Origin of the sequence: Chryseobacterium vietnamense, assembly GCF_031454475.1 — a bacterium.
Lineage (GTDB): Bacteria > Bacteroidota > Bacteroidia > Flavobacteriales > Weeksellaceae > Chryseobacterium > Chryseobacterium vietnamense.
The window spans coordinates 723,233-745,060 of the sequence record NZ_JAVDQX010000002.1; the positions used below are offsets into that span (position 1 = coordinate 723,233).

Consider the following 21,828-nt stretch of genomic DNA (forward strand, 5'->3'; position numbering starts at 1 on the left):
AATACAACAGTCGCAAAAGGTTTTCAAAAAATATTGAATGGAAAATAAATAGCTGCCAAAGAATTTCTATAATGGATATGATGATGCTTTTTGATGAAAAATATTTGGTAGAAGACTCTCTTATCCCTATATTTTAATAGTAATTTAATAAATGGCTAAACTTTAAAATGCCTAACTTTGTTTACTAATACTGACGTTTCAATGCAGAATAAGCTAAAAATCATCAACGATCCCGTTCATGGATTTATCAAAATACCACACGAAATTTTATTTGATATCATTGAGCATCCCTACTTTCAGAGATTAAGAAGAATCGGGCAGACAGGGCTTTTGAATCTCATATTTCCCGGTGCTACCCATACAAGATTTCACCATGCTCTTGGTGCGATGCATTTGATGTTCACTGCGCTGGAAACATTGAAGCAGAAAGGAGTGAAAATTTCGGAGGAAGAAGAAAAAGGTGCAATGCTGGCCATTCTGATGCATGATATTGGTCATGGTCCGTTTTCTCATGCTTTGGAAAGTATGCTGATGGATGACTGGCATCATGAAAATCTTTCTTTACTGCTGATGAATAAGCTTAATGAGGAATTCGAAGGGCAGCTGTCAATGGCTATTGAAATGTTTCAGGGAAAATATCACAGGAAATTTTTCAACCAACTGATCTCTTCCCAACTGGATGTTGACCGTTTGGATTATCTTAAAAGAGACAGTTTTTTTACAGGAGTTTCTGAAGGAAATATTAATACCCAGAGAATTATTTCCATGATGAATGTCTGTGATGAAGGCGAGCTGGTAATTGATGCAAAAGGTATTTATTCCATTGAAAATTTCCTCACAGCCAGAATGTTCATGTACTGGCAGGTGTACTATCATAAAACGTCAGCTTTGGCAGAGTTTCTTTTGGTTAAGATTTTGGAAAGAGCAAAGTATCTGATTTCTCAGGGAGCAGAACTTCCTGCTACCGATAATCTGAAATATTTTTTATACCGCGAAAAAAGTGCTGCAACGGATGAAGATATAGAACGATTTACAAAACTTGACGATAATGATGTGATTCAGGCAATGAAAGAATGGCAAAATTCGGATGACTTTGTATTATCATATTGGTGCCAATGTGTAATTCAGAGAAATTTGCCTAAAACAATTATTTCATCACATCCATTTGACCAGGAAATAATTAAGGAAAAAATAAAAAAGAGTAATGAACTTTTCGGAATCGATAATGGTAATGAATTGGTACATGAAATTAAAAGAAAATTATTGCCTTATCATGCAGAGAAACAGCCCATCTATTTACTGCATAAAAATGGCAGGAGAACAAGGCTGCATGAGTCGGAAGATCAGCTTTTATCAGGGTTGATCGTGAATAAGACAACCCGCTATATCCTTATGTTTCCAAGAGATATCTCAAGATTGGACTCTTAAAGAATATTAAAATTTACGATCTGAAACTAAAACATGTTTGCAAATTATAGAATTTCTTATCTTTGCAGAATATGGAATTTACAGCTTCGCAAATTGCAAGTTTTATTGACGGAAAAATAATAGGTGACGAGAATGCACTTATTACGGGAGTTTCACCAATTGAAAATGGAGAATCAGGACATCTTTCTTTTATAGCACAAGATAGATTTTCTCATTATTTGGATAGCTCAAAGTGCTCTGTTATCATCGTTTCGGAACAACTTCTGGAGAAAAATCATTATAACCCTACCTTAATCGTTGTAAAAGATGCCTATCTGTCTTTTCAGATTCTGATGAATTTATATCAGGAAATGCAGGGAAGAAAAGAAGGTATTGAAAATGGCTCATCTATTCATGACACAGCTGCTATAGGGGATAAAGCCTATATCGGAGCATTTACGTATGTTTCTGAGAAAGCTAAGATAGGAGAAGGATCACAGATCTATCCGCATGTATATATAGGAAAAGGAGTGAAAATTGGTAAAAACTGTAAGATAGACAGTGGTGCCAGAATTTATGACTACTGTATTATCGGAGATAACTGTGTGATTCATTCCAACACGGTAATCGGAGGGGATGGTTTTGGTTTCCAGCCAACAGCTGAAGGCTTCAAAAAGATACCACAGCTTGGAAATGTGATTATTGAGGATGATGTGGAAATTGGTTCAAACTGTAGTATTGACAGAGCTACAATAGGCTCTACAATAATTGGAAAAGGAACTAAGATCGATAATCTGATTCAGATTGCCCACAATGTGAAAATTGGTCAGAACAACGTCATTGCTGCACAGGCAGGAATTGCTGGCTCTACAACTATTGGTGACTGGAACCAGATTGGGGGACAGGTAGGTGTTGTAGGACACATCAAAATAGGGAACCAGGTGAAAATCCAGGCTCAGAGTGGTGTGAATTCCAGTGTTAATGACAGAGAAACATTGTATGGTTCACCCGCAATCAGTTACAATGACTATTTAAGGAGTTATGTTCATTTCAGGAATTTACCTGGAATAGTAAATAGAATAAATAATCTTGAGAATAACTCAAAAGATAATACTAATGAGTGATATGCAAAAAACACTTCAGCAGGAGGTAACTCTTGCTGGAATTGGCCTTCATACGGGTAGAGAAGTAAAACTTACCATTAAACCTGCTAAGGAAAATACAGGTTTCGTATTTGTAAGAACAGACCTGGAGGGACATCCTCAGGTAGAAGCGGATGTAAATTATGTTGTAGCAACGGAAAGAGGAACTACATTAGAAAAATTAGGGGTAAAAATTACCACTTGCGAACATCTTTTAGCAGCCCTTGTTGGTTGTGATATTGATAACGCAATTTTAGAAATGGATGCCTCTGAACCACCAATTTTGGATGGATCCTCAAAGTACTTTGTGGAAGCTATCGAAAGTGTGGGAGTCGTTGAACAAACTGTTGCAAGGGAGTATCTTGTTGTAAAAGAAGTTCTTACATACAGTGATCCGGCTACAGGTTCGGAAATTACCATCATTCCATCAGATACTTACGAAGTAACTACCATGGTAGATTTTGGGACTAAAGTACTTGGTACTCAGAATGCTACTCTTAAAAATATTTCAGAATTTAAAGACGAAATCTCATCAGCAAGAACATTCAGCTTCCTGCATGAATTGGAAATGCTTTTAGATCATGGTTTGATCAAAGGTGGAGATATTTCCAATGCCATTGTATATGTAGATAAAGATCTTACGCCTGAAACAACAGAAAAATTAAAGAAAGCCTTTGGAAAAGATAATGTATCGATCAGACCAAACGGTATTCTTGACAATCTTAATTTAAATTATCCTAACGAAGCTGCGAGACACAAATTACTTGATGTAATTGGTGACCTTGCTTTGGCAGGAGTAAAAATAAAAGGTAAAGTTATTGCTAACAAACCGGGACACTTTGTGAATACTCAGTTTGCGAAAAAACTAAACCGCCAGTGGAAATTGCAGAAAAAGAAAAACGTTCCGGATTTTGACCTGACAAAAGAACCGGTATTCGATATCAACGGAATTATGAAGCTTATGCCTCACAGACCCCCGTTCTTATTAATTGATAAAGTTCTTGAACTTTCAGACTCTCACGTGGTAGGTTTGAAAAATGTAACAATGAACGAACCTTTCTTCGTTGGACATTTTCCTAAAGAACCTGTAATGCCTGGAGTTCTTCAGGTGGAAGCATTAGCACAGACAGGAGGAATTCTTGTATTGGCCAGCGTTCCGGATCCTGAAAACTATTCTACTTATTTCATCAAAATCGATAAGGTGAAATTCAAGAGAAAAGTAATTCCAGGAGATACGCTTATATTCAAAATTGAATTAATTGAGCCTATCAGAAGAGGAATTGTTCATATGCAGGGGTATGGATATGTAGGAGACACTGTAGCAGTAGAAGCAGAGCTTATGGCTCAAGTTGCAAAAAATAAAGTTGATTAAATGATTCATCAATTAGCAGCCGTAGATAAACGTGCGAAAATCAGCAAAAATGTAATCGTAGAACCTTTCACTACCATTGCAGGGGATGTAGAAATTGGAGAAGGAACATGGATTGGTCCTAACGTAACCATTATGGATGGTGCAAGAATAGGAAAAAACTGTAGGATTTTTCCCGGGACTGTAATCTCTGCAATTCCCCAGGATCTGAAATTTGATGGTGAAGATACCCAGGTAATTATTGGTGACGAAACGACAATCAGAGAGTGCGTTACCGTAAACAGAGGGACAAAGGCTTTAGGATATACAAAAATAGGAGCGAACTGCCTTATTATGGCTACTTCGCATATTGCCCATGATTGCGTTATTGGAGATCACGTTATCATCGTAAACGGTTGTGGTATTGCAGGTCATGTAGAGATTGGAGATTATACCGTTATGGGAGGTTTATCAGCAGTTCACCAATTCGGTAAAATCGGAAAACATGTAATGATTTCCGGAGGTACTTTGGTAAGAAAAGATATTCCACCTTATGTAAAGGTAGCAAGAGAGCCTATGTCTTATGCTGGTATCAATTCTGTCGGTTTAAGAAGAAGAGGGTTTACGAATGAAAAAATCTTTGAAATCCAGAAAATCTACAGAGCAATCTTCCAAATGAAGATGAACGTTTCCCAGGCTATTTCCCATATTGAAAAAGAAATGCTTCCAACGGCTGAAAGAGATGAAATCTTACAGTTTATTCAAAACTCACCAAGAGGGATCGTAAAAGGATACGGAACCGGTAAAGAGAGTAATTAAGAGAAATGCTAAAAAGCAAATTTGCAAATCTGCCTGTTTGCTTGCCAGCCAATACAATTTAAGTAAAAAAGATAATATATATTAATGGCAACAAGTAACGATATCAGAAAAGGTCTTTGCATCGAGTATAGCAATGATATTTTTAAAGTAATCGAGTTTCTTCACGTAAAACCAGGGAAAGGACCTGCTTTCGTAAGAACAAAATTAAAATCTGTGACTAACGGTAAAGTAATTGATAATACTTTCTCTGCAGGACACAAAATTGATGAAGTAAAAGTAATCACCAGAAAGTTCCAGTATCTGTATGATGATGAGAACGGATTCCACTTCATGAACAATGATGACTTCTCTCAGTTATACATCAATAAAGAAATGATTGAGAACTCTCAGTTTATGAAAGCTGGTGAAGAAGTAACAATCATCCTGAAAGAAGTTGATGAAACTCCACTTTCTGCTGAACTTCCACAATCCGTATACCTTGATGTTATCGAAGCTGATCCGGGTGTAAAAGGAAACACTGCAACAAACGCCCTTAAAAACGCAATCGTTGAAACAGGAGCTAGAGTAATGGTTCCTTTGTTCATCGAACCGGGAGACAGAATTAAAGTAAGCACTGAAGACGGTAGCTACTTAGAAAGAGTAAAAGAATAAATAAAATTTACATAAATTCGGTTTGCATCAGCACTCCGAATTTTGTTTTATAAGAAAATCTATTGTTATGAGATTCCATTCTCCGCAAAAGCTTAAAACGATTGCAGATATAATAGGCTCAGCATTTGTAGGGCCGGAAGATTTTGAAGTATTGGGAACTAATGAAATTCACATGGTAAAACCAGGTGATATTGTTTTTGTGAATCACCCCAAATATTATGACAAAGCATTAAACTCTGCAGCCACTATAATTTTAATTGATAAAGAAGTAGACTGTCCGGAAGGTAAAGCACTTTTAGTTTCTGATGATCCTTTCAGAGACTTTAATAAAATCAATACTCATTTTACCAGAATCTATAATTTCACAGAAGAACTTCACGACGTGGAAATAGGAGAGGGTACAAAGATTCACTCTTCAGCAGTGATCGGAAACAATGTGAAAATCGGGAAAAATACCTTAATCTTTCCTAATGTTGTTATTGGTGACCGTACAGAAATCGGTGATAATGTTATCATCCAGTCCAATACCGTACTAGGTGGTGATGCATTTTATTACAGAAAATTAAACGGAAATTTTGACCGTCTGATATCTGTTGGAAATGTTGTTATTGAAAACAACGTGGAGATAGGAAACGGCTGTACTATTGACAGGGGAGTTACAGACTCTACCATCATTGGAGAAGGCTCCGTTTTGGATAACCAGATTCAGATCGGACATGATACCGTTATCGGAAAAAAATGTCTGATAGCTTCTCAGGTGGGAATTGCAGGATGCTGTATCATCGGAGATGAGGTGACCTTATGGGGACAGGTAGGAATTGCTTCCGGTAACAAAATTGAGTCAGGATCCGTGCTTCTCGGAAAAACAGGGGTGAACAGAGATCTTGAAAAAGGAACCTATATCGGGATGTTTGCAGAAGATTTCAAGACTTATCTGAAAAAAGAAGTAAAGCTGAGAAATCTCAAATAAACAATTCCAAAGGTTTTATCTAAAATCAAAGAAATTTAAGTAAATTTGTGAGCATTAATAAAATAATAAATAAATTAAAACAACAATAAAATGTCAATTTTAGTAAACAAAGATTCTAAAGTAATTGTACAAGGATTTACAGGGAACGAAGGAACTTTCCACGCTGGTCAGATGATTGAATACGGAACAAATGTAGTAGGTGGTGTTACTCCAGGAAAAGGAGGTAGCGAGCACTTAGGAAAGCCGGTATTTAACACTGTAGCTGACGCTGTTTCAAAAGCAGGAGCAAACGTAAGTATCATTTTCGTACCACCGGCATTCGCAGCAGACGCTATCATGGAAGCTGCTGAAGCAGGTATCAAGGTAATCGTATGTATTACTGAAGGTATTCCTGTAGCTGATATGGTAAAAGTAAAATCTTATATTGCTGACAGAGACTGCAGATTAATCGGACCAAACTGCCCTGGAATCATTACTTCTGAAGAAGCTAAAATTGGTATTATGCCAGGTTTCGTTTTCAAAAAAGGTAAAGTAGGTATCGTTTCAAAATCAGGAACACTTACTTATGAAGCTGCTGACCAGGTTGTAAGAGCAGGTTACGGTATCTCTACTGCAATCGGTATCGGTGGTGACCCAATCATTGGAACAACTACAAGAGAAGCATTAGAACTTTTCATCAACGACCCGGAAACTGAAGCTGTTGTAATGATCGGTGAAATCGGTGGAGGTCTTGAAGCTGAAGCAGCAAGATGGTACAAAGCAAGCGGATCTACTAAACCGGTTGTAGGTTTCATCGCTGGACAAACAGCTCCAAAAGGAAGAACAATGGGTCACGCAGGTGCTATCGTAGGTGGTGCTGAAGATACAGCTCAGGCAAAAATGGAAATCATGAGAGAAAACGGTATCAACGTTGTTGATTCTCCTGCTGATATTGGTGCTACTGTAGCTAAGATTCTAGGATAATATAAAACTCAACATATGAAAAAACTTTTATTAGCCTCAGCTTTAACGCTTTCTGCTTTATCATTTGCGCAGGTGCAATGGAAAAGTACAAGATTTGGAGTAACAGGAGGTTTAAACTACTCCAGAGTATCTAACGCCCACAATCCTTCAGGCCCAAGATACACTTTCCAGGCTGGAGCTTTGGCATTGATCCCCGTAGGAAAGGCAAACCAATTCTTTATTCAACCTGAAGTTCAGTACTATGGTGCAGGAGAAACAGGAAAAGATAAAGATGCTAAAGGTGTAAGCGGTTATGATGCAATATATGCTAATAACTACCTGAGTGTGCCTCTTTATTTCAAAGGATATTTTTCTGAAGCGGAATCAGAATTCTTTGGATTAATAGGACCTAGATTTAACTTTTTGCTAAGCCAGAACGTTAAAGACGCTCCTGTAAGCAGGCCTTATTATGACCCGGATGTTACCGATCCTAACCAGCCGGCAGGTGTAAATGGTAAGGCGAAGAGCTTTAACTGGGGACTTGGACTGGGAGTAGGATATAGCTACAAAAGACAACTTGAAGTAGCTGTAAAATATGACTTAGGTCTTGGTGATACTTATCCTGGTCTTAAAAAAGAAACCAAGGGTACTGATAAGAAAAAATCAGAACAGGTAATTGCACTTACTTTAAGCTATATATTCAAATAGAATATTTCAGAATATAAAAAATCCCGGAAATTAAATTTCCGGGATTTTTTTATTACAAACCTTACAAAATAAAGGTATTGATTATTTAGCCTTTTTACTTCTTATCCCTTAATCCACTTCCAAAGCTCTTTTAAGGTAGCTTTATTTCCGTACATTAAAATTCCTACACGATAGATTTTTCCGGCAAGGAAGATCATAAAAATTGTGGTTACCAGCAATAATGTAATAGACAGTGCAATCTGCCATGCAGGAACTCCGAACGGAATTCTGGCAATCATAGCAACCGGTGAAGTAAAAGGGATTATTGATAACCAGAAGCCTAAAGGACCTTCCGGATTGTTCATCAATGTAAAACTCCCATACATTCCTAATGTTAACGGTAAGATCGCAAATAAAGTAAATTGCTGTGTTTCTGTTTCGTTATCCACCGCAGAACCAATAGCTGCATAAATAGAACTATAGAAAATATATCCTAAAAGGAAAAATACAATGAATACAAAAATGATTAACGGAAAATTCAGCTCCAATAAACTGTGTGAAATCTGAGTCGCAAGCTGTCCCATATCCAGTTTGCTTGCAATCTCTTCATTTCCACCCGGAATATTTTTCTGAAGAGGAGAAAAGCCTGTATTTAATACCAATGCACCAATAACAGACATGGTAATCCAGATCAAAAACTGGGTCAGTGCAACCATTGTTACTCCCAGTATTTTTCCCATCATCAGTTCAAAAGGTTTTACAGAAGAAATAATGATCTCTACGACACGGTTATTTTTTTCTTCAAGCACACTTCGCATTACCCTTACCCCATAAATAATGATGAACATAAAAGTAACATACATCAGTACCATACTTAATCCGGATTTCACCCCAAAAGCAACATCAGAATCCTCTTTATTATTATCCGTTACATTAATGGTTTTTAAGGTAAAGTTTTTATCAAGATCATTTAACTGAGTTTCCTGAATACCCAGTTGCTTGATTTTTTCTTTTCTCACAACATTGCTGATGTCAGATACAATCTGTTGCTTTGTATCAAACCCTATTTTACTGTTGATAATAAGTCTGGTTTCCTTTTCAAGGCCATCAAAATTCTGATTTTTCAGTTCAGGAAGAATCAGGATACCATCCAGAGATTCATTTCCTTTTAGATTGTTAATCTTGGACTTTTCATCTGCTGCAGAAACAAAAACGTAGTTTAATTTATCATTGGATTTAAGCTGATTGGTAAACAGTCCGCTCTTATCAACCACTTCTATAATACTGTGTGACTCATTCGCCTTAAACATTAATCCTACAACTGCTCCGAAAGCAATAATCATCACAGGGGCAAGCAGGGTTAATATAATGAAAGACTTTTTCTTAACCTGCGTAAGAAACTCTCTCTTGGTAATTAAAAAAATATTATTCATAAAATTAAGAATGGTTACTTACAGCATTAATAAACACTTCATTCATACTTGGGATTCTTTCATCAAATGATCTTACTTTACCTACCTGTACAAGATCCAGAAGAACATTATTCTGACTTTCTTCATTTTTCAGGTCAAAAGAGACAAGATTATTTTCATTGGATAGGTTGAAGATCTCATATTTGTTTCTGAAATTTTCAAACTGATCATTGCTTACCTCAGAAAGCGTAATTCCAAAAATATTTTTCTTGAATTTTTCTCTTACATCAAAAACTCTTCCATCAATAATTTTCTTTGAATTGTTGATTAAAGCAACATAATCACACATTTCCTCCACACTTTCCATTCTGTGGGTAGAAAGAATGATGGTCGTTCCATTATTTTTAAGATCAATGATCTGGTCCTTAATTAAGTTGGCATTCACGGGGTCAAAACCTGAAAAAGGTTCATCAAGAATCAACAAATGAGGTCTGTGAAGAACAGTAACTACAAACTGGATTTTTTGAGCCATTCCTTTAGAAAGTTCAGAAAGCTTTTTCTTCCACCATTGGTCAATGTTCAGTTTTTCAAACCATTTTTTGGCTTCATTCAAAGCATCGCTTTTGCTCATTCCCTTCAGTTCCCCGAAATACAGGATCTGATCACCAACAGTCATGTTTTTGTAAAGTCCTCTTTCTTCAGGCATATAGCCGATGTCTTTAATATGACCTGGGTTCAGCTTTTGACCATTGATCCGGATTTCTCCGGAGTCTGCCTGAGTAATTTGGTTAATGATTCGGATAAAAGAAGTTTTTCCGGCTCCGTTGGGACCTAAAAGGCCATAAATACTTCCTTTTGGAACATGGATGCTAAAATCATCCAGTGCGACCTTTTTTCCGGCATTATAGGTCTTTTTAATATGTTCAGCTTTTAGCATTAAATTGTTCTTTTTTACTATTAGTATGAAAAAGTCCCGAAAGTTACGGAAATATTAAAACAGAATTAATGTAAAAGAAAAAATCCTGATGATTATCAGGATTTTAATTTATTGTTTCACGATTTGAGTAACTTTCTGTGTGTTGTCACTTAAAATATATCGGATCATATATTTTCCGGGCTTTAATTTTTCAATATTAATCTCTCCGGAGTTCATATTTACCGTATAATTAGCGACCTGCATACCCAAAATTGAATAAAAAGTCACGCTTTTGATTCTTAAAGAAGAATCTTTTGCCTTAATGATAAGGAAATCCTTAGCAGGATTCGGATAGGCAAGCAGTACACCATCATCCGCCTTTTGAGTGATGGAACCCGGCTCTCTAAGCTGAGCTTTTAAATTATTGGAAAACCCAACAAAAGTGCCTGCAAATAGAAATAAAAGTAAAAGTTTTTTCATCAAATTTATAATTTCTCGAATATATGTAACAAATGTAACAAATTCTACAATTTCATACAATAGTTTTTTGTAGAACTTATATTAAATTTGTAGAAACTTATTCAAAAAGTATTCCAAAATGATACATTCAAGAAATAGAAGACTTAGAGTTAATGAATCTATCAGAAGTCTGGTAAGAGAAAATGTGCTTACTACTGATGATTTTGTAATGCCGATCTTCGTAATGGAGGGCGAAAACAAGCAGGAGGCAATCCCGTCTATGCCGGGTATTTTTAGGCGGAGTATAGATTTAACAGTGAAGGAATGTAAGGAATTATTTTCTTTGGGAGTGAAAGCTGTCAATTTGTACATGAAAGTGTCAGAACATCTGAAAGATAATACAGGAAAAGAAGCCTGGAACAAAGACGGATTGATGCAGAATACTATCAAAGCGATTAAAGATGCCGTTCCGGGAATGATTGTGATGCCCGACGTAGCCTTAGATCCTTATTCGATCTACGGACACGACGGAATCATCGAAAACGGAAAAGTTTTAAATGATGCTACCAATGATGCACTGGCAAGAATGTCAGTATCTCATGCCGAAGCAGGTGCTGATCTTGTGGCACCAAGTGATATGATGGACGGAAGAGTACAGATCATTCGTGAAGCATTGGAAGAAAGTGGATTTACAGATGTAGGAATTGTAAGCTATGCTGCCAAATATGCAAGTTCTTTCTATGGACCTTTCAGAAGTGCGCTAGACAGTGCTCCGAAAGATGATATGGAAATTCCGAAAGATAAAAAGACATACCAGATGGATTTCCACAATACCCGTGAAGCATTGAATGAGGTGTTTAAAGATATCCACGAAGGTGCAGATGTTATCATGATCAAACCGGGACTTCCTTACCTGGATATTGTTTCTAAAGTACGCGAAGCCATTGATCTTCCGATCGCAGTATACAATGTAAGCGGAGAATATGCCATGGTAAAAGCAGCTGCCCAAAACGGATGGCTGGATAATGATAAAACCATCCTTGAAAGCTTAACATGTTTCAAAAGAGCAGGAGCAGATATGATCTTTACTTATTTTGCAAAAGAAGCAGCTATCTTGTTGAATAAATAAGATCGCATGTATTAAAATAAAATTCCGGCTGTTCTGAAAAGAACAGCCGGAATTTTTATGATTTTTCTGATTCTTATAACCAGCCTTTTTTCCCATACACATACGTATCATCGAATTGTTTATCGCTCATAAAGAGATATAAAATACCTTCGATAAAAGGTATGATGGAGGCTGCACCTAAAGTGACAACATTCAGAACCAATTGAATAATTCCCTCTTTTGTATAGCCCAGGTAAAATTTATTTAAAGCCAGCCATCCCACAAGAATTCCCAATAAAGCAGCTGGGATTTTCTTTTCCGAGCGGTAAGGAACATTGCTTTGCTGGTTTTGTACATTTTCTGTTTTAGTATAACCGTAATTTTCCATTGCTTAACATTTATAATTGTTTGATAGTTTACTATAAGTAGATTAAAATGATGAAAAGTTACAATAGTTTGTAAATGAACAAGTTTGCATTTAACCTCAACAAGTTGATATTAACCTATAAGTGAAGTTTATATTTTTGATATATTTGCCCTATGATTTTACGAGGAGAAAACTTAATCAAGGAATACGGTCCTAAAAAAGTTGTAAAAGGCGTTTCTGTACAGGTTCAACAGGGAGAAATTGTTGGTTTGCTGGGTCCGAACGGGGCAGGAAAAACCACATCGTTTTATATGATTGTAGGGTTGGTTAAGCCTACTTCAGGAAAAATTTTCTTAGACAAGCAGGAGATCACTACCGATGCCATGTACCGAAGAGCTCAGAAAGGAATCGGGTATCTGGCACAGGAAGCTTCCGTTTTCAGAAAATTGTCTGTGGAAGAAAACATCATGGGAGTATTGCAGCTGACCAAGCTTTCGAAGCGTGAGCAGCAGATCAAATGTGATGAACTGATTGAAGAGTTTTCTTTGCAACATGTCCGTAAAAACAGAGGAGATCTTCTTTCCGGGGGAGAAAGACGTAGAACCGAAATCGCACGATGTCTTGCTACAAGCCCGAACTTTATTCTTCTGGATGAACCTTTCGCAGGGGTAGACCCGATTGCCGTAGAAGATATTCAGAAAATCGTAAGAAGTCTTGTCGATAAAAATATAGGAATTCTGATTACCGACCACAACGTACAGCAAACCCTGGCAATTACCAACAAAACTTATATCATGTTTGAAGGAAAGATCCTGAAAGAAGGACTTCCGGAAGATCTTGCCAATGATCCGCAGGTAAGAGAAGCCTATCTGGGTGAAAACTTCGTGTATCAAAGTATTTTAGATAAGCCTAAAAAGAAGAAGTATGCTTATAATATCTGGGCTGGTAACTTTGATTCCAAAGCACAGCTGCAGGGATTTGTAGATGAAAACTTCAGGCAATTTGATGACCTGAGGCTAATGTATGGTTTTGAAGATATCAGCTTTGCTTCATTAGCGAATTCTGAAATTGAGCATATCTTTAATGATGTCGTGGATAAAAATGCCAACAACTCATTTATTTTCCAGAAAAAGGAAATCAATTCCCAATATTCTCTGGAACAGGCAGAAGCAGAATCTAAAGAAGCCAGCAGAAAAGAGCTGCATTACCTTACAACTTACATGTATGAAGGATAAAATATAAGCATTCACTTGCTGAACATGATAATAAAACGTACCTTTTTCTTTTGAAAGCGGTACGTTTTTCATTTAAAATGATTTCTATGGCTAAACCTTTTAACAGAACCGTTACCTTATTCGGAATCTATAAACAGCTTGTCCCCTTTATCAGACCTTACAGACCTATGATTTACGGAACTTTGTTTCTTACTTTTCTGGGAGCTCTTGCAGCACAGGTCAACCCGATTGTTTTGAAATACACGGTGGATGAAGTCACCAAGCTTACTCATCTTCCACATCCGATGTCGGAGGGAATTCATATTCTTATCATTATTTCCATTATTTTACTGGGAAAAGAGCTATTGAACATTTTTATCAACTTCGGGCAGAAATTTTATGGCGAAAAAATCAGGATTAATGTGAGCTCCGTTCTGGCACAATCTGCCATTGACAAGATTTTAACTTACAGAGTCGCTTATTTTAATGATGAAAACCACGAGTCCGGAAAGTTACAGATCAGGATAGACCGCGGGATAGAAAGTCTGACAAGATTAGTTCAGAACTTTTTTATTGATATCCTGCCTCTTTTTTCCAATGCCATCATTGCCCTTATCATTATGTATATGCAGAATGTGTACGTAGGGCTCGTTTCTACGATCATTGTTCCCATTTATTTCTACATCAGTTCGCTGCAGGCCAAAAAACTGGGCGGAGTGAGACGCCAGCTTAGAAATCAGAGAGAAAAAAAGACATCAGGACTGTTGAACCTGATCAATTCTATCATGGTGATTAAAAGTTTTGTCCGTGAAAAATTTGAAGGAAAAAAACAATATGACCTGCAGATGGAACTCATGGAAAGCCAGATGATCACAAGAAGAACCAATTTTATTTATGATGGGTTAAAAACTTTTATTGAGCAGTTCGGTGTTGTTTTGATTATTCTTTTAACTGTTTATCTGGTGCTTGATCAGCAAATGACTATCGGTGCTATCATGCTTCATATTATGCTTTTTAATAACGTTTCGGCACCAATCCGACAGCTCCACAGGATTTATGATGATATGAACGATGCCATGATTTATGCCGAAGGGTATTTTGATATTCTGAATGCAGATCATGAAACAGAATCCAACGGAAACTTTGTAGAAAAAGAAATCAAAGGAACTTTTGAACTGAAAAATGTTGATTTCACTTATCCCAATGGTACGAAAGCTTTACATAATGTTTCCATGAAAATTGAAAACGGGAAAACGACAGCTTTGGTAGGATTGAGCGGTGCAGGAAAATCAACGGTGATCAATCTTTTGTGTAAATTTTATCTTCCGGATTCCGGAGAGATTCTTTTGGATGGAGTCAACCTTAATGAATTTGACAATACTTTTCTGAGAAGTGATCTTGGTCTTGTACTCCAGAGAAATCATATCTTTCAGGGAAGTATAGAAGATAATATCCGTTACGGAGATATGAATGCCAGTTTTGAAAAAATTCAGGAGGCTGCAAAAAAAGCTTACCTGCATGATCAGATTATGGATCTTCCGGAAAAATACCAACATGATGCCACTCAGCTTTCAGGAGGACAACAGCAGAGAATTGCTATTGCCAGATTATTTCTTAAAAATCCTCCCATTATCTTTCTAGATGAACCTACAGCCAGCCTGGATGCAATAGCCACTGAACAGATCAAAAATTCTTTAGATGCGATAAAAGAAGGCAGAACGGTAATCATTATTTCCCATTCACTTTCACAGATTCTGGATTCAGATACCATTTATGTGATGAAAAAAGGAAGAGTGGTTGAAAATGGTACTCATGATGAGCTTTACAATAAAGAAGGTACATATCGTGAGATTTTTGATGCCTCAGCCCGCAGTTTGAATCTCGATAAACTGGTGAATACTTTTAAAGAAAATTAAATAAAAAAACTCAGCGGCCAGACTGAGTTTTTATTTTTTAGAATTGCTTAATGAGCTTTTTCAGAAACCTGATATGCTCCTACATCTGCTCCAAAGGCAATATTAATTCTGTTATAACTGTTGATTGCAATCACAGCCATAGTTAAATCTACCATTTCAGTTTCAGAAAAATGATGACTTACCTTTGCGTAAATTTCATCATTCACTTCTTTACCGTTTAAAGCAGTTAAAGTCTCTGCCCATAAAAATCCTGCCTTTTCTTTATCTGTATAAAATGAACATTCTCTCCAGGCGCTTACCAGAAATATTCTCTGCTCAGTTTCACCTTTTGCTCTCAATTCTTTGGAATGCATATCCAGGCAGAAAGCACATCCGTTCATTTGTGAAACACGGAAATACATCAGTTCCAGAAATGAATTGTCCAGTGAAGAGTTTTGAACCTGAAATCCCATGTTGTGAAGTGCATTTACAGCCTTGTTTCCGATCGCAAATGCGTTGATTCTTTGTGACATAATATTTGTTTTTTTTGATTAATTATGTGACAAATGTAGAACTGTATTTTCCTGAATTTTTTTACAAATGATAAATTTTATAAGGAAAGATTTTTAAAAGCTGATGCTGGAAGTTACTGTTAGGTAGATGATATATATCCGGTCTTCAATAACTAAAACTTCTGTGCTCTTATTCTGCTTAAAGAAACCTGAGTGATTCCGATATAATCTGCAAGATCTCCGAGACTGATGCGTTGGATAAGGTCCGGTCTTTGCTCCATGAAATTATGGTAGCGTTTTTTTCCGTCGTCTTCCAGCATCTCACTGATCCTTCCCATCATATTCACCGGAGCTTTGGAATAAAGTTTACTGAAAAGTGTTTCTGCAGTATGGTATTTTTTACATAATCCTTCAATTACATCTCTGTGTACCCGCAGAACTTCAGTAGGTTCCAGCGCTACGATCATATATTTTGATGGCTGTCCTGTAAGAAAACCGCTCAGTTCAGCGAAAAATGCATTTTCAGCAAAAAAGGTCATGATAAAATCTTTATCACCATTATCAAAAAACAGTTTTACCAATCCCTTTTCAATAAAATAAAAATACCGGCAGCTTTCATCTGCTTTTAACAGAAAATCCCCTTTTCTGTAAGCTTTGGATTCCAGATGGGATACAAGTTCGTCTATGACTGCCTGTTCCGGTTTTAAAATTTTTTCAATAGACTGAACAAAATGACTATGAAGCATAAAGAAGATACTGTTTGATTAAAAATAAAATTAATAAAAAAAGCCGTCTCATTTCTCAAAAAAGAATTTTAGCTTTGTTACATAATGAACGATCACTATCTAAAAAAACTCGATAGGGTAACGGCTATCCTTACCCAATTACAGTCGAAACCTGTTGTACGGGCACAGGATCTGGCTGAAAAGTTCGATGTAAGTATCAGAACCATTTACCGTGATGTGAAAACTCTCGAAAATGCGGGTATTCCCATTGTTGGAGAAGCGGGTAACGGCTATTCTTTAATGGATGGTTACAAGCTTCCTCCGATTATGTTTACCAAAGAAGAAGTGTTAAGTTTTATTACTGCTGAAAAATTGATGCAGAAATTTTCCCACCAAAGTCTGGGAAATCATTATCAGGCGGCCATGGAAAAAGTGCGTTCTGTACTGAAATATTCTGATAAAAACCTGATTAAGAATATTGAAAAGCAAATCGATGTTTTCAGCTTTCATACAGATTCCGGAGATTCACTTAAAAATGTAATTCCTATTATTCTGGAAAGCATTGCAGAGAAAACCCAGCTCAATATCAGATATAAGACTGTGGATGGAAGAGTGGATAACAGAGCTATTGAAACAGTCGGGATGTTTTTCGAATTTAATATCTGGTACATCATGGCATATTGTACTTTAAGAAAAGATTTCAGGCAGTTTCGTATCGACAGGATCCTGGAAATCTCCAAAACACAGAATCCTTTTCTGCAGGAATATGGACAAGTGAATGATTACCGTAAAAAATCGAATGGAAATAAGGTTAAAGCCAAACTTCTGGTTGACAAAAAGATCATGAATCATTTGGTAAATTCTAAAAAATATTACGGATTGATAGAAGAAGTAGAAACCGAACAGGGAATGGAGCTCACCTTTGAGACAGAATGGATCAGTGATGGATTTCCCCGCTGGCTGATCACTTTTGCAGATTATGCTACCGTTCTGGAGCCGGAAAGTCTTCGTACACGTTTGAATGAAATGCTCGTTAAAATGGTGGAAAGACATCAATAATAAACCCCAACAAGACAGCTGTTGAGGTTTAAAGACTTAATTGAGGCAAATAAATGAAATGGTTGGAGTAAAAGGCAAAATTGCAAATCAGCAAATTTGTTGTGTCGCAAAAAAAGATATAAGTTGTGTTTAACCTTTCTGCAATTGTGCCTTTTTACTTTATTAAAATCTCTCCCAGAAGAAAGGAGGTTCAATTCCTAATGCTCGAAGATAAACATAACCTTGTCCACGGTGATGAACTTCGTTGTCTACAAAATAAAGAATGTTCTGATATACCGGAAATTCATATTCTCCGAATAAATTGAAAGTTTCCTGGAAACGCTCCTCAGAAATCATATTGAAATAATGGTTGATTACTTCTGTTTGTTCATCCCACTTTTTTAAAAGTTCTTCTTTTGTTTTTGGATTAAAAGCTTCTTCGTTGTAAGCTTCCATAGTTCCTTCAACAATTCCCTTCAAAGCAGGTCCGCCAATGCCAATCAGCTCTACTGCCAGTTTTGCAAACGGTCTCATTCCGCCTATTGAAAATTCAAATAAATCTTTTTCTGGAAAAGCTTCAATAACTCTTCTTGTCAGATTTCTGTGTCCCTGCCAGTCATGTAATAGCTGTTCAGAAGTCATGAATTGTTTAGTGGCTGTTGCTGTAGTTGTCATAATGTTTTGTTTTTGTTTGTTGTTGATACAAAGGTAAGACAGAGTTATGACAACAGTTTGTCAGTAGTATTTCGGATCGTAAAAAAATATTTTTTCTTTCTTAAAATATTGATCCCTACTTTTGCGTTAGAAGAAAAGTATATTAATAAAGAAATCGCCATTATTAGAATTATGAAGAAGTTTATTTTGCCTGTTATTACAGCTTTTTTATTAGTATCATGCAATAAGATAGAAGAAAAAATTGACCAGACCGTCCAGAAAACAACTGAAACTGTACAGCAAAAAACGCAACAGGTTGTTGAAGAAGCCGTAAAGAAAACTGTAAATGAATCTATTAATTCTATAACGAATTCCGAAGATGTTAAGTTCAATACCGTTTTTCCTGGTACCGGAGCTGCTATTGTTTCAGAGGAAAAAGGAAAGAAAATCAGAATTCCGGGAAGACCTCAGGGATATATTTTAAAATATAAAGCCGATATTGCAGTGTTGCTGCCATTTTTGGAAGGTCAGCCAACATCGGATGAAAATAAATCTGATAAAACGGCCAGAAAGATTGATGGACAGAATATTATTGATAAAATAAGCTTTATATCAAAATTTCTTCCTGACAATACATTTGATACCAAGGTTCTCGAGGATCTTAAATCCGATAAAAATATTCAGTATTATAAACTGAAAAGATTTCCCAACAGTAGTACCATTATCTACAACCCAAAAAATCAGACCATCATACAATACGTAGAGGTAAATAAATAATTTGGATATGGCCGGTTTCTCCCGGCCATTTTTTATTCCCATTCATTTCCATTCATTGCGAGCCATAGGCGAACCCATCTCAATCCATTGAAAATTACCTTTCAGAACGAATAAAATCATATTTATTTCTGATTTTAACTAATTGATTTTTTTATACAAATGTGATGTTATTGATTTATTTTTTTTCATATTATTAATAAATTACTTTACGTTTTGTATATTAATTCTTGTTTTTTGTGAAATGGTATAATTTTCGCAAATATGGAATCAAATTATTATTATATGTTTTGTTTTTGTGTTTAATGTTAATTTTTTTACTAGATTTATTGAATAATTAACAATTGACATGAAGAATGATTTATTTAATGGAAAAATCTATGCATTAGTATTAAGCGGAGCTGGTGCAATGGGATATGCTCAGGACAGCATAAAACAAAATAAAATAGATGAGGTTGTGGTAACCACCGGTAGAACCAAGCCAAGAACCATCATTACCTCAGCAATTCCCATTGATAATATTTCTGCTGTACAGTTAAAATCCACCGGGCAGGTAACTTTTGATAAAGCTTTAACCTATGCCGTTCCATCTTTCAATTCATCACAACAAACCGTTTCTGATGCAACGGCTCATTTTGATCCTGCAGATTTAAGAGGATTAGGGCCTTCCAGAACATTGGTTTTGGTAAATGGTAAAAGAAAAAATCAAAGTGCATTAATTTATGTAAATGATACCCCAGGAAAAGGTGAAGTAGGTACAGATCTGAAAAGTATTCCTTCAGCAGCTTTACAAAACGTAGAGGTATTGAGAGACGGGGCATCTGCACAATACGGTTCTGATGCTATTGCAGGAGTAATTAATATTATTCTTAAGAACAGTGTTGGAAAAAGTACGGTCAATCTTTTTTCAGGTGTCACTTCAAAAGGAGATGGTTTTAATATCGGAGCAGATTTCAATACGGGAATCAGAGTAGCAAAAACAGGAAGTCTGAATCTTACACTAGGATTTTCCTCCCAAAATAAAACGAACCGTGCCGGATCTATTACAAAAGATGAACTTTTTGGTGTAGATAATGCCTGGACTCAGGCTAACCCTGGTTTAGGAATGATCATTGGACAACCGGAAACAAAAGTGGGCAATATGTTTGTCAATTTTGAATTGCCAACGGGTGAAACAGGTAAATTTTATGCTTTTGGGGGAACAACGTACAGAAGTGGGACCAGTTTTGCTTTGTACAGAACACCTTATTGGGTAACTTCAGATTTTGGCTTATTAACTCCAAAAGGACAACCTTACAATGGTTTTCAGCCGGAATTTAAAACAGATGTTTATGATTATAATCTAACCTCCGGGTGGAAAGGTATGTTTGGAAAATGGAGTTTTGACGGGAGTGCGACTTTTGGCTCTAATGCCGTAGATTATGCTGTAGCAAACACGATTAATACGTCTTTGGGTGCCAATTCCCCAACCCGTTTTAAGGCAGGTGGTCATCAGTTCAGTAATATTATAGGAAACATAGATATCAGCCGTGATTTTGGTGCGCTTGTTTTAGGAGCCGGAGCTGAAGTACGCAATGAAAACTATCAGGCAAAGGCAGGAGAAGAAGCATCTTATACAGGAAGTGGTGCAGAATCATTTCCGGGACTGCAGCCTCAAAATGAAGTTAATAAAAACCGTCAGAATATCGGAGCTTATATGAATGCTGAGTGGGATGTTACGAAAGACCTGCTGCTTGGAGGAACGGTGAGATATGAAAACTTCAGTGATTTTGGAAATAATGTTTCCTGGAAAGGAAATGCAAGATATAAGATATTAGATGATAAATTGGTTTTTCGTGGGTCTGTTTCTACCGGATTCCGTGCACCTTCATTACACCAGATTTATTATTCCAATGTTCAGACCAAAATTACAGGGAATACGGTAGCTAATCAGGGTACCTTTAATAATGATTCTCAGATTGTAAGATCTGATCTTGGAGTGGCTAAATTAAATGCTGAAAAAGCATTTAACATTACCGGAGGATTGGCCATAAAACCTTTTAAAAATCTGACTATCACAGCTGATTATTATAGAATAAAAATTAAAGACAGGGTACTTTTCTCAGGAGATATTGGTTACAAAACAGGTGCTCCGGGGAGTCCGGACCTGACAAACCCTGTGGAAGTCATATTAAACAATAATAAAATAACCTCCCTGAAGTTTTTCACCAATGCAGTAAATACCGTTACTCAGGGGATAGATTTCGTTGCTAATTATAATACTTCCGCTATTGGTAAAGGAAGATTGGGAGTTATTGCTGCTTTCAATTACAATGAAACTAAAATAGTAGATAATATCGCCGTTCCACCTATTTTGGCTCAAAATGGTTACTCAGAAAACTTTTTTGACAGAAAAGAACAGTCCAGGATTACCTCTGCAAGACCAAAAACAAAAACTATTCTGAGTCTTTCTTATGATATTACAAAGTTTAATTTTAACTTAAACAATACTTATTTTGGGTCTGTTACCTGGCAGCACGCCACTGATCCTGCCAAAGATCAGACGTTTTCCGGTAAGGTAGTTACAGACGTAGTTTTAACCTATAAAATAACGAATGACCTTAAAATTTCCGGAGTGGTAAATAATTTATTTAATATCTATCCGGATGTCATAGACAGCAAAGGAGATGTGGTAACTGACCTTGGAGGAAGGTTCAGATATCCTTGGGAAGTTAACCAGTTTGGATTTAACGGAACCACTTTTCAGCTCAACGTCAATTATACTTTTTAATCTTACAATAAAGAGATC

At 36.5% G+C, this 21,828-nt stretch carries 20 protein-coding genes and 1 pseudogene; 14 read left to right on the forward strand and 7 right to left on the reverse strand.

Annotation, left to right across the window (positions count from 1 at the left end; translation table 11 throughout):
* Nucleotides 1-201 precede the first annotated feature (201 nt).
* The 8 genes from J2786_RS12570 to J2786_RS12605 all read left to right on the forward strand — a co-directional run bounded on the left by J2786_RS12570 (nucleotide 202) and on the right by J2786_RS12605 (nucleotide 7,987).
* Complete coding sequence (locus J2786_RS12570) at nucleotides 202-1,428, forward strand: HD domain-containing protein (RefSeq protein ID WP_047434499.1); 1,227 nt, start codon at nucleotides 202-204, stop codon at nucleotides 1,426-1,428.
* Between the two features lie 71 nt (nucleotides 1,429-1,499).
* Nucleotides 1,500-2,531 carry a UDP-3-O-(3-hydroxymyristoyl)glucosamine N-acyltransferase gene (lpxD, locus tag J2786_RS12575; RefSeq protein ID WP_047434496.1) on the forward strand — a complete coding sequence of 344 codons (1,032 nt, stop codon included), beginning with the start codon at nucleotides 1,500-1,502 and terminating at the stop codon, nucleotides 2,529-2,531.
* Nucleotides 2,524-3,921 (forward strand): bifunctional UDP-3-O-[3-hydroxymyristoyl] N-acetylglucosamine deacetylase/3-hydroxyacyl-ACP dehydratase, encoded by a 1,398-nt coding sequence (locus J2786_RS12580; RefSeq protein WP_047434493.1) that lies wholly within the window; start codon nucleotides 2,524-2,526, stop codon nucleotides 3,919-3,921. The genes lpxD and J2786_RS12580 overlap by 8 nt, the downstream gene beginning before the upstream one ends.
* Complete coding sequence (gene lpxA / locus J2786_RS12585) at nucleotides 3,922-4,716, forward strand: acyl-ACP--UDP-N-acetylglucosamine O-acyltransferase (protein ID WP_047434491.1); 795 nt, start codon at nucleotides 3,922-3,924, stop codon at nucleotides 4,714-4,716.
* Between the two features lie 84 nt (nucleotides 4,717-4,800).
* Nucleotides 4,801-5,367: an elongation factor P gene (gene efp / locus J2786_RS12590; RefSeq protein WP_047434488.1), complete on the forward strand. Its 567-nt coding sequence runs from the start codon at nucleotides 4,801-4,803 to the stop codon at nucleotides 5,365-5,367.
* Nucleotides 5,368-5,434: 67 nt separating this feature from the next.
* A complete protein-coding gene (locus J2786_RS12595; protein WP_047434485.1) occupies nucleotides 5,435-6,337 on the forward strand; it encodes a UDP-3-O-(3-hydroxymyristoyl)glucosamine N-acyltransferase in 903 nt (300 codons plus the stop codon).
* A gap of 90 nt (nucleotides 6,338-6,427) precedes the next feature.
* Nucleotides 6,428-7,300 carry a succinate--CoA ligase subunit alpha gene (sucD, locus tag J2786_RS12600; RefSeq protein ID WP_034699171.1) on the forward strand — a complete coding sequence of 291 codons (873 nt, stop codon included), beginning with the start codon at nucleotides 6,428-6,430 and terminating at the stop codon, nucleotides 7,298-7,300.
* A 15-nt stretch (nucleotides 7,301-7,315) separates the two neighbouring features.
* Nucleotides 7,316-7,987 carry a porin family protein gene (locus J2786_RS12605; RefSeq protein WP_047434482.1) on the forward strand — a complete coding sequence of 224 codons (672 nt, stop codon included), beginning with the start codon at nucleotides 7,316-7,318 and terminating at the stop codon, nucleotides 7,985-7,987.
* Nucleotides 7,988-8,088: 101 nt separating this feature from the next.
* Here the strand turns inward: J2786_RS12605 and J2786_RS12610 are convergent, their stop codons facing one another.
* The 3 genes from J2786_RS12610 to J2786_RS12620 all read right to left on the reverse strand — a co-directional run bounded on the left by J2786_RS12610 (nucleotide 8,089) and on the right by J2786_RS12620 (nucleotide 10,774).
* On the reverse strand, nucleotides 8,089-9,399 hold the full coding sequence (locus J2786_RS12610) for an ABC transporter permease (RefSeq protein ID WP_047434480.1): 1,311 nt from the start codon (nucleotides 9,397-9,399) through the stop codon (nucleotides 8,089-8,091).
* Nucleotides 9,400-9,403: 4 nt separating this feature from the next.
* Nucleotides 9,404-10,315, reverse strand: coding sequence for an ABC transporter ATP-binding protein (locus J2786_RS12615; RefSeq protein WP_047434477.1), 912 nt, complete (start codon nucleotides 10,313-10,315; stop codon nucleotides 9,404-9,406).
* Nucleotides 10,316-10,423: 108 nt separating this feature from the next.
* Nucleotides 10,424-10,774, reverse strand: coding sequence for a T9SS type A sorting domain-containing protein (locus tag J2786_RS12620; RefSeq protein WP_047434475.1), 351 nt, complete (start codon nucleotides 10,772-10,774; stop codon nucleotides 10,424-10,426).
* Between the two features lie 118 nt (nucleotides 10,775-10,892).
* On the opposite strand from J2786_RS12620, the gene hemB reads away from it, so the two are divergent.
* Complete coding sequence (gene hemB, locus J2786_RS12625) at nucleotides 10,893-11,882, forward strand: porphobilinogen synthase (protein ID WP_047434472.1); 990 nt, start codon at nucleotides 10,893-10,895, stop codon at nucleotides 11,880-11,882.
* Between the two features lie 73 nt (nucleotides 11,883-11,955).
* Here the strand turns inward: hemB and J2786_RS12630 are convergent, their stop codons facing one another.
* The gene (locus tag J2786_RS12630) at nucleotides 11,956-12,249 is read right to left on the reverse strand and encodes a TM2 domain-containing protein (RefSeq protein ID WP_047434469.1); all 294 of its coding nucleotides are present in this window, start codon (nucleotides 12,247-12,249) and stop codon (nucleotides 11,956-11,958) included.
* Nucleotides 12,250-12,401: 152 nt separating this feature from the next.
* Between J2786_RS12630 and lptB the strand changes: the two are divergent.
* Both lptB and J2786_RS12640 read left to right on the forward strand, forming a co-directional pair.
* Nucleotides 12,402-13,127 (forward strand): annotated as a pseudogene (lptB, locus tag J2786_RS12635) (LPS export ABC transporter ATP-binding protein); the annotation flags it as partial.
* A 503-nt stretch (nucleotides 13,128-13,630) separates the two neighbouring features.
* Complete coding sequence (locus J2786_RS12640) at nucleotides 13,631-15,358, forward strand: ABC transporter ATP-binding protein (protein ID WP_052187160.1); 1,728 nt, start codon at nucleotides 13,631-13,633, stop codon at nucleotides 15,356-15,358.
* 47 nt (nucleotides 15,359-15,405) lie between these two features.
* Here the strand turns inward: J2786_RS12640 and J2786_RS12645 are convergent, their stop codons facing one another.
* Together J2786_RS12645 and J2786_RS12650 are read right to left on the reverse strand one after the other, a co-directional pair.
* Nucleotides 15,406-15,870 (reverse strand): carboxymuconolactone decarboxylase family protein, encoded by a 465-nt coding sequence (locus tag J2786_RS12645; RefSeq protein ID WP_047434468.1) that lies wholly within the window; start codon nucleotides 15,868-15,870, stop codon nucleotides 15,406-15,408.
* Between the two features lie 152 nt (nucleotides 15,871-16,022).
* A complete protein-coding gene (locus J2786_RS12650) occupies nucleotides 16,023-16,595 on the reverse strand; it encodes a Crp/Fnr family transcriptional regulator (RefSeq protein WP_047434464.1) in 573 nt (190 codons plus the stop codon).
* An 84-nt stretch (nucleotides 16,596-16,679) separates the two neighbouring features.
* Between J2786_RS12650 and J2786_RS12655 the strand changes: the two genes are divergently transcribed.
* Nucleotides 16,680-17,633, forward strand: a complete 954-nt coding sequence (locus J2786_RS12655) for a helix-turn-helix transcriptional regulator (RefSeq protein ID WP_047434461.1) — start codon at nucleotides 16,680-16,682, stop codon at nucleotides 17,631-17,633.
* 162 nt (nucleotides 17,634-17,795) lie between these two features.
* Here the strand turns inward: J2786_RS12655 and J2786_RS12660 are convergent, their stop codons facing one another.
* Complete coding sequence (locus J2786_RS12660; RefSeq protein ID WP_047434459.1) at nucleotides 17,796-18,287, reverse strand: DinB family protein; 492 nt, start codon at nucleotides 18,285-18,287, stop codon at nucleotides 17,796-17,798.
* A 171-nt stretch (nucleotides 18,288-18,458) separates the two neighbouring features.
* On the opposite strand from J2786_RS12660, the gene J2786_RS12665 reads away from it, so the two are divergent.
* Both J2786_RS12665 and J2786_RS12670 read left to right on the forward strand, forming a co-directional pair.
* The gene (locus tag J2786_RS12665) at nucleotides 18,459-19,043 is read left to right on the forward strand and encodes a hypothetical protein (protein WP_156121573.1); all 585 of its coding nucleotides are present in this window, start codon (nucleotides 18,459-18,461) and stop codon (nucleotides 19,041-19,043) included.
* Between the two features lie 346 nt (nucleotides 19,044-19,389).
* Nucleotides 19,390-21,810 carry a TonB-dependent receptor plug domain-containing protein gene (locus J2786_RS12670; RefSeq protein WP_310025439.1) on the forward strand — a complete coding sequence of 807 codons (2,421 nt, stop codon included), beginning with the start codon at nucleotides 19,390-19,392 and terminating at the stop codon, nucleotides 21,808-21,810.
* The last annotated feature ends 18 nt before the right edge of the window (nucleotides 21,811-21,828 follow it).

Coding starts and splice junctions, on each gene's coding strand:
- J2786_RS12620 (WP_047434475.1), bottom strand. CDS start 10,774: ATGAAAAAACTTTTACTTTTATTTCTATTTGCAGGCACTTTTGTTGGG.
- lpxD (WP_047434496.1), top strand. CDS start 1,500: ATGGAATTTACAGCTTCGCAAATTGCAAGTTTTATTGACGGAAAAATA.
- J2786_RS12570 (WP_047434499.1), top strand. CDS start 202: ATGCAGAATAAGCTAAAAATCATCAACGATCCCGTTCATGGATTTATC.
- J2786_RS12650 (WP_047434464.1), bottom strand. CDS start 16,595: ATGCTTCATAGTCATTTTGTTCAGTCTATTGAAAAAATTTTAAAACCG.
- J2786_RS12580 (WP_047434493.1), top strand. CDS start 2,524: ATGAGTGATATGCAAAAAACACTTCAGCAGGAGGTAACTCTTGCTGGA.
- J2786_RS12630 (WP_047434469.1), bottom strand. CDS start 12,249: ATGGAAAATTACGGTTATACTAAAACAGAAAATGTACAAAACCAGCAA.
- J2786_RS12605 (WP_047434482.1), top strand. CDS start 7,316: ATGAAAAAACTTTTATTAGCCTCAGCTTTAACGCTTTCTGCTTTATCA.
- J2786_RS12665 (WP_156121573.1), top strand. CDS start 18,459: ATGAAGAAGTTTATTTTGCCTGTTATTACAGCTTTTTTATTAGTATCA.
- J2786_RS12670 (WP_310025439.1), top strand. CDS start 19,390: ATGAAGAATGATTTATTTAATGGAAAAATCTATGCATTAGTATTAAGC.
- J2786_RS12640 (WP_052187160.1), top strand. CDS start 13,631: ATGATTTACGGAACTTTGTTTCTTACTTTTCTGGGAGCTCTTGCAGCA.
- J2786_RS12595 (WP_047434485.1), top strand. CDS start 5,435: ATGAGATTCCATTCTCCGCAAAAGCTTAAAACGATTGCAGATATAATA.
- hemB (WP_047434472.1), top strand. CDS start 10,893: ATGATACATTCAAGAAATAGAAGACTTAGAGTTAATGAATCTATCAGA.
- J2786_RS12655 (WP_047434461.1), top strand. CDS start 16,680: ATGAACGATCACTATCTAAAAAAACTCGATAGGGTAACGGCTATCCTT.
- lpxA (WP_047434491.1), top strand. CDS start 3,922: ATGATTCATCAATTAGCAGCCGTAGATAAACGTGCGAAAATCAGCAAA.
- J2786_RS12645 (WP_047434468.1), bottom strand. CDS start 15,870: ATGTCACAAAGAATCAACGCATTTGCGATCGGAAACAAGGCTGTAAAT.
- efp (WP_047434488.1), top strand. CDS start 4,801: ATGGCAACAAGTAACGATATCAGAAAAGGTCTTTGCATCGAGTATAGC.
- J2786_RS12610 (WP_047434480.1), bottom strand. CDS start 9,399: ATGAATAATATTTTTTTAATTACCAAGAGAGAGTTTCTTACGCAGGTT.
- J2786_RS12615 (WP_047434477.1), bottom strand. CDS start 10,315: ATGCTAAAAGCTGAACATATTAAAAAGACCTATAATGCCGGAAAAAAG.
- sucD (WP_034699171.1), top strand. CDS start 6,428: ATGTCAATTTTAGTAAACAAAGATTCTAAAGTAATTGTACAAGGATTT.
- J2786_RS12660 (WP_047434459.1), bottom strand. CDS start 18,287: ATGACAACTACAGCAACAGCCACTAAACAATTCATGACTTCTGAACAG.